Annotated in this window: 12 protein-coding genes; 6 read left to right on the top strand and 6 right to left on the bottom strand. The window is 58.8% G+C overall.

Annotation, left to right across the window (positions count from 1 at the left end):
- Positions 1 to 210, bottom strand: a 210-nt coding sequence (locus VL003_RS00220; protein WP_414708203.1) for an ABC transporter permease subunit, incomplete at its 3' end; no start/stop codon positions are given.
- 12 nt (positions 211 to 222) lie between these two features.
- Complete coding sequence (locus VL003_RS00215) at positions 223 to 1,383, bottom strand: ABC transporter substrate-binding protein (RefSeq protein ID WP_325438389.1); 1,161 nt, start codon at positions 1,381 to 1,383, stop codon at positions 223 to 225.
- A gap of 207 nt (positions 1,384 to 1,590) precedes the next feature.
- Here VL003_RS00215 and hutC point away from each other — a divergent pair, with 207 nt between their 5' ends.
- Positions 1,591 to 2,295 carry a histidine utilization transcriptional repressor HutC gene (gene hutC / locus VL003_RS00210; protein ID WP_325438387.1) on the top strand — a complete coding sequence of 235 codons (705 nt, stop codon included), beginning with the start codon at positions 1,591 to 1,593 and terminating at the stop codon, positions 2,293 to 2,295.
- A gap of 101 nt (positions 2,296 to 2,396) precedes the next feature.
- On the opposite strand, the gene VL003_RS00205 is transcribed toward hutC, so the two are convergent.
- Complete coding sequence (locus tag VL003_RS00205) at positions 2,397 to 2,567, bottom strand: hypothetical protein (RefSeq protein ID WP_325438385.1); 171 nt, start codon at positions 2,565 to 2,567, stop codon at positions 2,397 to 2,399.
- 504 nt (positions 2,568 to 3,071) lie between these two features.
- On the opposite strand from VL003_RS00205, the gene VL003_RS00200 reads away from it, so the two are divergent.
- The 4 genes from VL003_RS00200 (at position 3,072) to ilvD (VL003_RS00185) (ending at position 8,743) form a co-directional block, all read left to right on the top strand.
- Positions 3,072 to 4,805 (top strand): sodium:solute symporter family protein, encoded by a 1,734-nt coding sequence (locus VL003_RS00200; protein WP_325438383.1) that lies wholly within the window; start codon positions 3,072 to 3,074, stop codon positions 4,803 to 4,805.
- Between the two features lie 2 nt (positions 4,806 to 4,807).
- Positions 4,808 to 4,939 carry a putative transporter small subunit gene (locus VL003_RS00195; RefSeq protein WP_325438381.1) on the top strand — a complete coding sequence of 44 codons (132 nt, stop codon included), beginning with the start codon at positions 4,808 to 4,810 and terminating at the stop codon, positions 4,937 to 4,939.
- Positions 4,940 to 5,075: 136 nt separating this feature from the next.
- Positions 5,076 to 6,941 (top strand): dihydroxy-acid dehydratase, encoded by a 1,866-nt coding sequence (ilvD, locus tag VL003_RS00190; RefSeq protein WP_325438379.1) that lies wholly within the window; start codon positions 5,076 to 5,078, stop codon positions 6,939 to 6,941.
- Between the two features lie 113 nt (positions 6,942 to 7,054).
- Positions 7,055 to 8,743, top strand: coding sequence for a dihydroxy-acid dehydratase (gene ilvD / locus VL003_RS00185; protein WP_325438377.1), 1,689 nt, complete (start codon positions 7,055 to 7,057; stop codon positions 8,741 to 8,743).
- Positions 8,744 to 8,832: 89 nt separating this feature from the next.
- Here the strand turns inward: ilvD (VL003_RS00185) and VL003_RS00180 are convergent, their stop codons facing one another.
- The 3 genes from VL003_RS00180 to mdlC form a co-directional block, all read right to left on the bottom strand.
- On the bottom strand, positions 8,833 to 10,284 hold the full coding sequence (locus tag VL003_RS00180; protein ID WP_325438375.1) for an aldehyde dehydrogenase: 1,452 nt from the start codon (positions 10,282 to 10,284) through the stop codon (positions 8,833 to 8,835).
- 182 nt (positions 10,285 to 10,466) lie between these two features.
- Positions 10,467 to 11,474 carry a Bug family tripartite tricarboxylate transporter substrate binding protein gene (locus VL003_RS00175; protein ID WP_325438373.1) on the bottom strand — a complete coding sequence of 336 codons (1,008 nt, stop codon included), beginning with the start codon at positions 11,472 to 11,474 and terminating at the stop codon, positions 10,467 to 10,469.
- A gap of 43 nt (positions 11,475 to 11,517) precedes the next feature.
- Positions 11,518 to 13,137, bottom strand: a complete 1,620-nt coding sequence (mdlC, locus tag VL003_RS00170; RefSeq protein ID WP_325438371.1) for a benzoylformate decarboxylase — start codon at positions 13,135 to 13,137, stop codon at positions 11,518 to 11,520.
- 110 nt (positions 13,138 to 13,247) lie between these two features.
- Between mdlC and VL003_RS00165 the strand changes: the two genes are divergently transcribed.
- The gene (locus tag VL003_RS00165; protein WP_325438369.1) at positions 13,248 to 14,153 is read left to right on the top strand and encodes a LysR family transcriptional regulator; all 906 of its coding nucleotides are present in this window, start codon (positions 13,248 to 13,250) and stop codon (positions 14,151 to 14,153) included.
- The last annotated feature ends 52 nt before the right edge of the window (positions 14,154 to 14,205 follow it).

Raw genomic sequence — 14,205 nt, 5'->3', positions numbered from 1 at the left:
GGCGCCTATCATCGCCATGATGCAGGCGAGGGTGAGGCTGCCGGTGGCGTTGGTGGTGATTACGCCAATGTAGCCGCCCAAGGTAAACAGGGCGGCATGCGCAATATGCAAAATGCGCAGCAGGCCATACACCAGGGTCAGGCCCAGGGCGATCAGGGCATAGATGCTGCCCTGAACCAGCCCTTGCGCGACAAGCTCGACAAAGAGCATGGGGGCTCCTGCTTACTTGCTGTCTTTGGTGGGAGCCGCGAGCAGCTCGGGGTCGTGCAGAACCGAATGACGATGGAAAGCGCCGTCCTTCACGACCTGTACCTGCAGGTCTTTATTGACTTCGTGCAGGTCGTTGAACTTGAGCGACCCGATAGGCATGGTGTAAGTGCCCTGGGCGATTGCGTCGCGCAGTTCGGCTCCGCCTTTGCCGCCTGTTTTACGCAGGCCTTCGATCAAGATGGCTGTGGCGGTATAGGTCGAAGCCCCCACCATATCGGCACCGAAGCCGGCTTTCTCGCGAAACTTCTGCAAGAACTCTTTGGCTTCGGGCACCTCGGAGTCGCGGTCAAGCGAGGTGACCAGCAGGGTGCCTTCGGCCGCCTTGCCGGCGATTTCAATGAACTTCTCGCTGTCGTAGCCTTCTTGGCCAATGATGGGGACGGTAACGCCGGCCGCCCGCATCTGGGAAACCAACGGCCCGGCATTGAAGTAGTAGCCCGAGGCATAGATGGCTTCGGGGTTGTCTGACTTGACCTTGGCGATCAGCGAGCCGAACTGGCGGTCTTTGATGTCGTATTCGTATTCGCTGACAATATCCAGGTTGAACTTGCCGGCGGCATCTTTAAAGCCGCGGGCCAGAGTCTGCCCGAAGTCATTTTTTAGCGTAACCAGTACAACGCGTTTTTTGCCCAGTTCGCTGACCAGCTTGGCGCCGCCACGGCCCTGAACTTCGCCCATGGACGAAACGCGGAACATGTAGTTGCCGGTACGCGTTACGCTGGGGTCGATCGAGTAGGCCACCACGTAAGGCACCTCGGCGGCCTGAAAAATTTGCGCGGCGGGGCGGGTGGCGGCTGAATACGAACCCGATACGGCGCCCACCACCTTATCGCGTTCGATCAGCTTGGTGGCCACCGGCGTCGCCTCTTTGGCCGAGGCCTGATCGTCGTAGGCAACAAGAACGATCTTCTCGCCGTTGATGCCGCCTTCGGCATTGGCTTTTTCGACGGCCAGTTGGGCGCCGATGTGGGCCGAGTTGCCATCGAAGGCGGCGAAGCCGGTTAATGGAACATTCAGCCCGATCTTGATGTCCGCCCATGCGCTCGAGGCGGCAAAGGCCGTACACAGCCCAAGGGCCAGAGCCAGCTTGCGGGGGGTGATGTAGTGATTCATTTTTGTCTCCTTTGGATAAATCGGCCGCGCTTCTGCACTTTTGCGATTTCAGCCATGGTGCCAAAAGCTGCGCTTGTGTTCTTGGCCTTATGGTTGGCCATTTTTAAGCGGTGCCGGTTTGTTGGACCGGTCTATCGTGATAAATTGTCTATACAACTTTATCAAATAAAATTTGCGGTTTCAAGGGTCGCGATCAAAGGAGGCGGCGTGGCGGCAAAAGAGGCACCGCGCTATCTGCGCATCAAGAACTATTTATTGGCGGGTATTGAAAAGGGGCGATGGAAAGAAGGCGACGCCGTTCCGCCCGAGCAGACGCTGGCTCGCGAATTTGGTGTGTCACGCATGACCGTGAACCGTGCCGTGAAAGAGCTGACCGCCGAGCAGGTTTTGACCCGAATACAGGGGTCGGGCACATATGTGGCGCGGCAGAAATATCAGGCCACCCTTATAGCGATCAAAAGTATTGCCGACGAAGTGCGCGACCGCGGGCACGTGCACCGCAGCGAGGTGCATCTGTTAGAGCGTAAAAAGGCCAAAGAGCCGTTGACGCACATGTTTGATGTGCCGGCAGGCCATCGGCTTTTTCACTCGATTATTGTGCATTTTGACAATGGCAAGCCCATACAAAGCGAAGATCGTTGGGTCAATGCAGCGCTTGCGCCAGACTATATGGAGCAAGACTTTTCTGTGACGACACCCAACGAGTACCTGATGGCGGTGGCGCCGCTACAGGGGGTGCAGTACAGCGTGGAAGCCATGAGCGCTCCGCCCGAAATAGCCAGCATGCTTCACGTCTCGGAAGGCGAGCCTTGTCTGGTGCTTAAGCGAAAAACCTTGTCGCAGGATCAGGTGGCTTCAGTGGCCACCATGTGGTACCCGGGGGGGCGGTATCAGTTGGCAGGATCTTTATAGCGGTAAGTGACCGCTAGGGGTTGCGGGTGCAAGGTGCTGGTTGCAGGCTGCACGCCGATGCGGAGCGACCGGCGGCTACCTGTTTGGGCGTAGGCTTATATTTATGTTGTGGCCTCGTCGGCCTTCTTGGCCTGCTTGCTGGTGTGCAACGAGATCATTGGGGGTTGAGCTTGTTCGGCGCGGTCGCGGGCAAGGCGGGTTTCAAGAGAAAGAGAGTACGGCTTGACTTTCCAGGTGCGGTAGGGGGCAAGGGTCTTTTGCGTTACAGACATTAAGTTTCCTGGTTGACCAGCTTAGCTGCGGAATCAGTATGGTGGCACAGCCATATTGCACTGTTGCTACCGAAGGATGGCACATGCATGACGATGCGCGCATCGGTGATATCCCTTGCTAAAGGTTTTGTTCAACCTTGAAAACCCGGTGTGTGCAGACCAAAATTAACGTGTATACGCTGTAATGCCTGGACAAAGGCGGTGAATCTGTCATACACTTCTTAACTTGCATTTCACGGCTTCATCGTGCAATTGCTGCTAATTATGCCTGCTTATGCGCAGTTTGCTGCAGGTTTTCAAATGCCACAAAGCTGTGGCTCGGCCGTCGGCCGACATCAATGGTTCGTAGAACCTCTAAAAAACGTACGAATTACGTACGGTCAAGGTACGCCACAAGTACCGAAATAACGCGGAAATCGCTTCGCTTTTACGGCTTCTATGCCCAGGGCGCAGCTGTGCCATGTTGCGTCGCGCCTTTACATCAATGATAAGGATCTTGTTTCAATGCAGGACACAGAGTTTTTTCAGCTATCGGGATCGACTGCAATTTTGCTGTTGGTCGGGTTTTACTTCTTTACGTTCCTGATGTCGTTGACGATCAGACAAAAGAACGAAAACGTTGACGGCTATATGGTTTCCAACAACGCCATTGGGTTTGGGCTTTCGGCGGCCAGCATGATTGCCACCTGGATATGGGCGGCTTCTTTCTATGCCAGCGCCAGCGCGGGCTACCGTTATGGAATCTCGGGCCCCATTCATTACGGGCTATGGGGAGCGCTGATGATCTTGTTCATTTACCCCTTTGGTCGGCGCTTCAGGCAACTGGCGCCAAAAGCGCATACGCTGGCCGAAATCATGCATGCGCGGCACGGTAAATCAAGCCAGTTGATCTTGGCGGCCTCAAACCTGGTGGGTAGCTGTATAAGCCTGATGGTCAACTTTACCGCCGCTGGCGCGCTGGTTTCCATACTAAGCCCTTTAAGCTTTGTGCAAGGCGTGCTTATTGCTGCAATCGGCGTGCTCTCGTACACGATCTGGTCGGGTTTTCGCGCCTCGGTCATGACCGACTTTGCCCAACTGGCCGCCATGATTCTTTCGGCGGTGGTCATTATTCCGATCATCTTCTTCAACGTGGGCGGCACGGAAATGCTCGCGACGAATATGTCGACGCTCAGCGCACAACAGGCTGATTTCTTTTCATCAGAGGCATTCTTGAATCAGGGTGCGCCGTACTTGGTGGCGGTGCTGGCCTATGCCATTGGAAACCAGACCATTACCCAACGCTTGTTTGCGGTGCGTGAAGACCTGATCAAACCCACCTTCATTTCGGCCACCGTTGGCTATGGCGCCATTGTGATCGGCTTGGGAATGTTGGGTCTGCTGGCCCTGTTCATCGGCCTGGAGCCGGTGGACGGAAACCTGAACAACATCATTCCGCAGATGGCGTCGGCTTACTTGCCGCCTTTTGCCATTGGTTTGTTCTTTATTCTGGTGGTGGGGTCGTTGTCGTCTACGGCTGATTCCGACCTGTCGGCGCTGTCAGCCATTGTCATGACGGACATCTACGGCAAGAACCTGGCCAAGGGCAAGCCCAACCCCAAACGCATGCTGTTCTGGGGCCGGATGACCATGGTCGTGGCTACGGCATTAGGGGTGATTTTTGCCAGCCTCCGCATGGATATTCTGGTCATGCTGGTGTTTGTTGGCGCGCTCTGGGGCGCCATTGTGTTTCCCGTGATCATGAGTTTTTATTGGGATCGCCTTAGCAACAACGCGTTTACCAGTGCAGTGGTGTGCGCCGTGGCCGTCTTCACCCTGGTCCGGTTTGAGCTGGTTCCGTTGGATGGCAGCCTGGCTGTGCTGCTTGAGCTGTTGGCATCGGTAGGCGCAGGGGTTGTTGTTGGGCTGATGGCATTCGGGTTCCTGGGTAAAACCGCCGGCCTGACACTGGGGGTATTGGCCGCCGTGGTCATGATGCCCTTCGCGGTGGGGTTCCTGCGCGATTACGTCGTATTGCTGAGCTCGCTAACGGCCTATGGCGTCAGTGCCATCGTGTGTGTGGCGGTCAGTCTGCGTTCCAAAGAGCGGTTTGACTTCGATCTGCTTAACGAGCGTGTCGTGGCGTTTCAGAGTGCGGGTGCTGCGCCGGCTGCGCCTGCTTCACCCGCCCACGGCCGCCGTACGCAGGACATGGGCCCGCGTCGATCGCCTCAGCCCATACTTTTACAAGGAAAATGACGATGAATTCGACAGCTCTCAGTGCGTATATTCTGGTGTGGCCGCTTATTTCAGCGGGCATATTGTTGCTGCTTATCATTGCGCTGGTTCGCGACCTGCGTCGGGCGCGCCGCGATGGCGACGAGATGATCTAGTAAACTTGCCTATATAGATTCGCTTCAAGTGCGAGCGCCGGGCCGGCTGCAGGTAAATAATTTGCCTGTGCCCGGCCCGGCGCTCGCAGGCGTAATTGTTGATTGTTATTTGTCCTTCTTTCTAAAAGACCTTCAGATGCCGCAATATCGTTCCCGCACTTCGACCCATGGCCGCAACATGGCCGGCGCTCGCGCACTCTGGCGCGCCACCGGCATGAAAGACGGAGACTTCGAAAAACCCATTATTGCCGTGGTGAATTCGTTCACGCAGTTTGTGCCGGGCCACGTTCACCTGAAAGACATGGGTCAATTAGTGGCGCGCCAGATCGAGGCGGCCGGCGGGGTGGCCAAAGAATTCAACACCATTGCGGTTGACGACGGTATTGCTATGGGCCATGCGGGCATGCTGTATTCGCTTCCATCGCGCGAGCTTATCGCCGACTCGGTCGAATACATGGTGAATGCGCACTGTGCGGACGCCATGGTGTGTATTTCCAACTGCGATAAAATCACCCCCGGAATGCTGATGGCCGCCATGCGCCTGAACATACCCGTGGTGTTTGTTTCGGGCGGGCCCATGGAAGCGGGCAAGGTGGTTGAAGCGGGTACAAAGAAGATATTGATGAAGCTCGACCTGGTCGATGCCATGGTAAAGGCAGCCGACACTCAGGTCAGCGATGCCGAGGTTGAAAGCATTGAGCGCAGTGCTTGCCCCACTTGCGGGTCGTGCTCGGGCATGTTTACCGCTAATTCCATGAACTGCCTGACCGAAGCGCTGGGCCTGGCGCTGCCCGGCAATGGTTCCTTGCTGGCCACCCATGCCCGGCGCGAAATGTTGTTTAAAAATGCGGGCAAACTGGTTGTAGAGCTGTGCAAGCGCTATTACGAGCAAGACGACGCTTCGGTTTTGCCGCGCAGCATTGCCACCTTGCAGGCGTTTGAAAACGCCATGACGCTTGATGTGGCCATGGGCGGTTCCACCAACACGGTGCTGCACCTGTTGGCCGCAGCCCAAGAGGCCGAAGTCGATTTCACCATGGCTGATATCGACCGTATTTCGCGCCGCGTGGCGTGCCTTAGCAAGGTGGCCCCCGCCACCGACAAATATCACATGGAAGACGTGCACCGTGCCGGGGGGATCTTCGGCATCTTGGGCGAGCTGGCCCGGGCCGACCTGCTGAATCTGGACGTCGGGAACGTGCACGCCGGCACGTTGCGCCAGGCCATCGACCAGTGGGACGTAAACAGCGGCCATGCATCGGCCGAAGTGCTTGATTTCTACAAGGCGGCGCCGGGCGGCGTACCCACTCAGGTCGCATTCAGCCAGAACCGCTACTACGACACGCTTGATCTCGACCGCAAGGGCGGCTGCGTTCGCTCGCGCGAACATGCGTATTCGCAAGACGGTGGTCTGGCGGTGCTGTACGGCAACCTGGCCCCCAATGGCTGTATTGTCAAAACCGCCGGTGTCGACGAAAGCATTCTTACCTTTACCGGCACGGCAAGGGTGTACGAAAGCCAGGAAACCGCCGTGCAAGGCATTTTGGGTGGTGAGGTGACGGCAGGCAGTGTCGTCATTATTCGCTACGAAGGCCCCAAGGGCGGCCCCGGCATGCAAGAAATGCTGTATCCAACCTCTTACCTGAAGTCCATGGGCCTGGGCGCGAGCTCTGCCTTGCTGACCGACGGTCGGTTCTCGGGCGGGTCTTCCGGCCTGGTTATCGGCCATGCCTCGCCCGAGGCGGCCGAGGGCGGCAACATCGGTCTGGTCAACGATGGCGACACCATCGAAATCGACATTCCCAACCGTCGCATTCATTTGGCCATTTCCGAGCAAGAGCTTGCCCAGCGCCGCGCCGAAATGGAATCGCGCGGCGACAAAGCGTGGCAGCCTGTTGACCGCGAGCGTTATGTTTCGCAGGCGCTGCAAGCGTATGCTGCGTTGGCCACTTCGGCCGACCGCGGAGCGGTACGCGACGTAAGTCAGTTGCGCAAGCGGTAATAGGCAGGCCAGGCCGGCTCCAGCGCGAGCCGGCGTGCAGGTTCGACCCGACCCAAGCGCTTGCGCCCGCCCGGCTGTGGTGCCAAACTGAAGCTTTGAGTCAGGAGGTCGCCATGCCCGAACAAAAACGTCGTTTGCGTTCTTCTCACATTACGCATGGTGCCGAGCGTGCGCCCAATCGCTCCATGTATTACGCGCTGGGTTACACCGAAGAAGACTTCGCCAATCCCATGGTGGGCGTGGCCAATGGGCACAGCACCATCACGCCCTGCAATAGCGGTCTGCAGAGGCTGGCCGATGCCGCCATAGCGGCCATTTCGGCAGGGGGCGGCAATGCGCAGGTATTTGGCACGCCCACCATTTCCGACGGAATGGCCATGGGCACCGAGGGCATGAAGTATTCACTGGTATCGCGCGAGGTCATTGCCGACTGCATTGAAACCTGCGTGCAAGGCCAGTGGATGGACGGCGTGCTGGTAATTGGCGGGTGCGACAAAAACATGCCCGGCGGCATGATGGGCATGCTGCGCGCCAACGTGCCCGGCATTTATGTATATGGCGGCACCATCTTGCCGGGCCGGCTCGATGGCAAAGACCTGAATATTGTCAGCGTGTTCGAGGCGGTGGGCGAAAACGCCGCTGGGCGCCTTAGCGACAGCGAGCTCAAGCGTATCGAACTGCACGCCATACCGGGGCCGGGTTCGTGCGGGGGCATGTATACGGCCAACACCATGAGCTCGGCATTCGAGGCCATGGGCATGAGCCTGCCTTATTCATCAACCATGGCCAATGTGTACGACGAAAAAGTCGAGTCCACCAAAGAGTCGGCTCTGGTGTTGCTGCAGGCCATTAAAAAAGACCTCAAGCCGCGCGACATTGTCACGCGTGAATCCATCGAAAACGCCGTTAGTGTCATTATGGCCATAGGCGGTTCCACCAACGCCGTGCTGCATTTTCTGGCCATTGCCCACGCTGCCGGGGTGCAATGGAGCATCGACGATTTCGAGCGCGTGCGCAAAAAAGTACCGGTGTTGTGCGACCTGAAACCCAGCGGGCACTATCTGGCGGTCGACTTTCACCGTGCGGGCGGTGTGCCCATGGTCATGAAGCTGCTGCTCGACGCCGGCTTGCTTCATGGCAACTGCATGACTATTACCGGCCAAACCATTGCCGAACAACTTGAAGGCATGCCGGCCCAACCTTCGGCCGAGCAGAACGTGATACGCAGCATGGATAATGCCTTGTATGCGCAGGGGCATCTGGCGATTCTCAAGGGCAACCTTTCCACCGAAGGTTGCGTGGCAAAGATCACGGGGCTGAAAACCCCCGTCATGACAGGCCCGGCTCGGGTGTTCAACGACGAGCAAACCGCATTGGCCGCCATTCTCGAAGGCCGTATCAAGGCGGGCGACATCATGGTATTGCGCTATCTGGGTCCGCGCGGCGGCCCGGGCATGCCCGAGATGCTGGCGCCCACCAGTGCCCTCATTGGCGCAGGTCTGGGCGATTCGGTCGGGCTCATTACCGACGGCCGGTTCTCGGGCGGCACCTGGGGCATGGTGGTGGGCCATGTCGCACCTGAAGCGGCCGTGGGCGGTTGCATTGCCCTGGTCGAAGACGGCGATTCGATCACTATCGATGCCCATCAGCAATTGCTGCAGTTGCATGTGTCCGACGAAGAGCTGGCGCGTCGCCGTCAGCACTGGACAGCCCCCGCGCCCCGATACACCCGTGGCGTACAGGCCAAGTTTGCCTTCAATTGTTCAACTGCCAGCACGGGTGCGGTGCTGGACAACTACTAAACAAGTCGCAAGCGGCGCACAGGCTAACAAAAAGCCCGGTTGCATCCGTACGATGCAATCGGGCTTTTATTTACCGCGAGCTACGTTTTTTAGAACGGGTAGTGGCGCGGTGTGGTCTGCACCGACATCCAGCGCAGGTCGGTAAATTCGTGCACACCCGCCAGGCCGCCGAAGCGACCAAAGCCGCTGCTTTTCACGCCGCCAAACGGCATTTGTGCCTCGTCGTGAACAGTGGGGCCGTTAACGTGACAGATGCCCGCCTGGATGCGCGAAGCCACTTGCCATGCTCGCGACGAATCTTTACCGAATACGGCGGCCGCAAGGCCGTAGTCGTTGTCGTTGGCCACGGCAATGGCCTCTTCTACGCCCTTGACCCGAACAATACCTTTGACTGGTCCAAACGACTCGTCGCTGTAGATCTTCATGTCGGCAGTAACGTTGTCGATCAGCGTGGCGGGGATCAGGGTGTTTTCGGCCTTGCCGCCGCACAATAGCTTGCCACCTTTGGCCAAGGCGTCGTCGATCAGGGCGTTGCAGCGCTCGACCGTGGCCATGTCAACCACCGAGCCCAGCACCACCGGACCTTTGCGTGGGTCGCCTAGCGGCAGGCTTTTGGCTTTTTCGGTAAGGCGGGCGATGAACTCGTCGGCGATTTTTTCGTCGACGATAATGCGTTCGGTGGACATGCAGATCTGACCCGAGTTGGCGAAAGCGCCAAATGCTGCGGCATTGACGGCGTCGTCAATGTCGGCGTCGTCCAGGATGACCAGCGGTGCTTTGCCGCCCAGCTCAAGGACCGAGGGCTTAAGGTATTTGGCACAAGTGGCGGCAATGATCTTGCCCACGCGGGTCGAGCCGGTGAAGTTGACGCGGCGTACCGCCGGGTGCGCAATAATGGCCTCGACAATCTTGCCTGCGTCTTCGGGGGCGTTGGTAATGAAGTTGACCACGCCGTCGGGCAGGCCGGCTTCGCTAAGAGCCTCGATGATCAGGCCATGGGTGGCCGGGCAAATTTCAGAGCCCTTAAGAATAACCGTGTTGCCGCAGGCAAGGGGGGTGGCGATGGCGCGCGTACCAAGAATAACCGGTGCGTTCCAGGGCGCCATGCCCAGCACTACGCCTGCGGGTTGGCGAATGCCCATGGCCATGTTGCCGGGGACATCAGAAGGAATGACCTCGCCATGAATAAGCGTGGTCAGGGAGCCGGCTTCGACCAACATGTTGGCGGCCAGTTGCACGTTGAACGAGGCCCACATGGCCGAAGCGCCGGTTTCGTTGGCCACGGCGTCGACAAAGGCCTTTTCTTTGGCCAGCAATGCCTGACCGGCCTTGATCAACAGGGCACGACGCTCGGTGGGGCCCATTGCCGCCCACGCCGGAAATGCTTTTGAGGCTGCCTCAACGGCGGCCACGGCGTCTTCAACGGTGGCTGCCGGCGCCTTGGTAGCGACCTTGCCGTCAAGGGGGTTGTGGCGTTCGAAGGTTGCGCCGTTGCTGGCGGCCTTTTGCTGGCCGTTGATAAGCATGGAGATCGAGGTCATTGTGGGCTCCTGGGGGCTCGAATACTTGTTTCTGAAGTTGATCTTTAAAGCATAACCCATGGCGTAGGGGTTTTCACCGGTCGAGCCGGCCGAGTGGCGCTGACCAGGGGGTGTGCAATGAAGAACGACGGCGCGGCGGCAAGAGCTTTGCCGCCGCGCGCCGGTGGATGAGGCCGTGTAGTTTAACCGCCCATAATGTGCTGGTCGCGGATCAGCTTGCCAAAGCGCTGGGCGTCGTCCACGGCTTTTTGGCCGAACTCCTGGGGTGTCATGGGGGCGGGTTCGGCCCCCATCACCGCCAGGGTTTCCTTGAACGCATCCGAACGCACAATTTTGTTGACCTCGGCATTCATTTTTTCGATTACCTCGGGCGGTGTGCCGGCGGGCGCGTAAAACCCGAAGAAGGTGTCGGCGTCAAAGCCGGTCAGGCCGGCCTCGTCCAGGGTGGGAACATCGGGGAAGCGGCTGGATCGGTGCATGCTGCCGATGGCCAGCAGTTTCAGCTTGCCGGCCTCGACGCTGGCCAGTCCGATGCCGGGGTCGAACATGAATTCGATTTGTCCGCCCAGCAGGTCTCGCATGGCCGGGGCCGCGCCGCGATACGGCACGTGTACGGCGTCGACGCCGGCCATGTCTTTAAAGAGCTCGCCGGCCAGATGAGGCGAAGAGCCATTGCCGGGCGACCCATAATTGAGTTTGCCGGGGTTTTTTTTAAGATAGTCGATGAATTCCTGCACGTTGTTGACGGGCACCTGGGGCGTGGTTTCAAGAAACACCAGCACCCGGGCTGCGGCGGCTACCGGAACCAGGTCTTTCATCGGGTCGAATGACATGTCCTTGTAGATCTGTGGGTTGATCGACACCATGCCGCCGGACGACATTAAAAACGTGTAGCCGTCGGGCGCGGCCTTGGCGGCTTCGGCCCCGCCGATGTTGCCCCCTGCGCCCCCCTTGTTGCTGACCACGAACGATTGACCAAAGGTTTCGCTTAACGGCTGGGTTATGGCCCGGGCAATACGGTCGGCAGCGCCGCCGGGCGGAAAATTGACAATGACGGTAACGGGTTTGTCGGGCCATTGTTGCGCGGCCCCCGAGCCTGGAAACAGCGCCAGTGACGCCGACGCCAGGGCGGCCAGGGCCAGCCCGCGGCCCAGTAGCCTGCGTGTACCAGATAGGGTGTTCGTTTTCATGCTTGTCTCCGTGTGGTTGTAATGATGCAGCGTGAAACGTGTTTTAGGCGACGCGAACCTCGACCAGTATGGGGCCCGTTGATTTCAGGGCGGTTCTTAAGGTGTCGGCCAGTTGCAAGGGGTCGTCGACGCGCAGGGCTTCGCAGCCGTGGCCGTTGGCCAGGGCGACAAAATCGAGCCCAGGCAGGTCTGATCCTTGCAAGGTGTCGCCCGGCTTGAAGCCGAAGGTATGGGCAAACTCTTGCAAGGCCGCGTAGCGTTGGTTGTTGATAATAATGAACGTAATGGGCAACTGCAGTTGAACCGCGTTCCAGATGGCCTGAATCGAATACATGCTGGAGCCGTCGCCGACCAGCCCGATAATGCGCTGCCCCGGCTTGGCCAGCGCCACCCCCACCGTTGCTGCCATGCCGTAGCCCAGCCCGCCGCTGGCCATGGTGTAGAAGGTTTCGCTTTGGTAGATGGGCATGTAGCGATGCATCACAGGCCTGGCGCTGGGCGATTCTTCGACAATGACCGTGTCGGGCTCGCGAACCTCGTCGAGTGTCTGCAGCAGGTACGCCACCGGCATGGGCGTGGCGGGCTCGGCGCGCGGCGCCTTCTGGCGGGCCGGCGGCAGGGGCCTGGCGGGAGGGTTCGACTCATTCAATACAGCCGTAAGGCCGGCCTTGATGCCGCAGACCAAGGCCGTGCCTGCGGGCGCCCACGCGGCAATGGCAGGGTCGTCGGTAATTTGGGCCAGTTGGGCCCCTTCGGGCAGGTAGGGCCCGGCGCCTTCGACGTGGTAGGTAAATGCCGGGGCGCCTACTACCAGTATGCCGTCGTGCCCGCCCAGGGCGCCGACGATTTTTTCGCGTTCTGCCGACAGGTAACCGGCAAACAGCGGGTGGTCGCCCGGAAACCCGCAGCGGGCGGACATGGGTGCGATCCAGACGCGGGCGTTGTGCCGCTCGGCAAGTTGCACCATTTCGCTCCAGGCATTGTCGCGATCAACCCCCGTACCCACGACGAACGCCGGCTTTTGGCAGGCGTCGAGCCATTGCACCATTTGCGTCAGCAGCTGGGGCTGAGGCGCGCTGGTGGTGCTGACAAGGCGTGGGCTGACGTAATCGCAGCGTCGATTCCAGTCGTCGGCCGGTATGGAGACCAGCACGGGTCCCTTGGGATCTTGCATGGCCATGTAATAGGCCCGGGCAATTGCTTGAGGAACGTCTTCGGCCCGAGCCGGCTCGACGCTGTATTTGACATACGGCATGGCCAGGTGGGTGGGGTCCGACGACGAAAGAAAGGGGTCGTAGGGCAAAATGGCGCGCGCTTGCTGGCCGGCCGAAATAACCAGTGGGGTGGCGTTTTTATAAGCGGTGAATATGGCACCCATGGCGTTGCCCACCCCCGCAGCCGAATGCAGGTTGACAAAAGCGGCCTTGCGCGTGGCCTGGGCATAACCGTCGGCCATCCCCACCACCACGGCTTCTTGCAAACCCAACTGGTAGCTGAAGTCGTCAGGAAAATCCAGGAAAAGCGCCAGTTCGGTCGAGCCCGGATTGCCAAAAATGGTGGTCATTTCGAACGAACGCAATAGTTCAAGTACCGCTTCGCGCACGGTTGGGCGTACCTCTTGAAGGGCCGTCTCTGCGGGAAAGGTGGACGTTTGGCCGGACATATAGGGTTCCTTGGTTCCAGGTATGCGTGGATTGATCCGCACAATGACTGATTATGTGGCCGCGTAGGTCATAATCCAATAACATGAAAGTAATACGGGTTATTAGATAAATGAATATCAAGGACGTTGATTTGAACTTGTTGCGCCTGTTTGATGTCATTTATCGAACCCGCAACGTCAGCCGGGCCGCAGAGGCCCTGGACATAAGCCAGCCTGCCGCCAGTCAGGGGTTGGCCAGGCTGCGTGTAGTACTTGAAGACCCGCTTTTTGTGCGTCATGCGATAGGCGTGCGGCCCACCCCCCGGGCCGAGCGCCTGGCCGGGGTGGTGCGGCAGGCTTTGGGCGCCCTGGAGCTTGCCCTGACCGAGGTCGTCTCGTTCGATCCGCAGTCGTCCCGGCGGGTGTTTCATATTCATATGAGCGACATTGGCGAGGGCCGGTTCTTGCCGGATCTTTTGCGCGCGTTGCACGAACGTGCTCCGGGCGTGCAGATCGACACTCGCCCCGTAGCAGGCGACGAAATCGCCGATGCACTCGACGAGGCGCGTTTGGATTTCGCCTTTGGCTTTCTGCCTCAGGTAAGTAATACGCGCCGGGCCAAGCTGCTGGACGATCGTTACATCGTGCTGCTGCGCAAAGAACATCCTTTCTTAGGCCGGCACCGCAACGGTATTGCACTGGAGGCGCTGCGCAGTCTCGAGTTTGTTGGGGTTCGTACTCACCGCGAAACCTTGCGCATCTTGCATCTTTTGGGTCTCGAAGACCGCCTACGGCTCACTGCCGAGCATTTTATGGTGCTGCCTTCCATTGTGCGCGCCACCGATCTGGCTGTGGTCATGCCGCGCAACATTGCTTTTTCTTTTCCGCAGGCAGCGGCCTTCGCCATTATCGAGCCTGCGTTTCCGTTGCGCGACTTCGAGGTGTCGTTGCATTGGAGCCGGCGTTTCGACGCCGATCCGGCCATTCAATGGTTTCGCGATCTGGTCATTGAGTTGTTCGCCGAGACCGGCCATTAAGTAGTCGCCCAGGTTTTTTTTGATGGTTTAATCTAAAAAAAAAGACTAATAT

This window comes from Pusillimonas sp., assembly GCF_035515275.1.
In the GTDB taxonomy this organism is placed as follows: domain Bacteria; phylum Pseudomonadota; class Gammaproteobacteria; order Burkholderiales; family Burkholderiaceae_B; genus Pusillimonas.
This window is presented reverse-complemented; position numbering and strand designations above follow the sequence as displayed.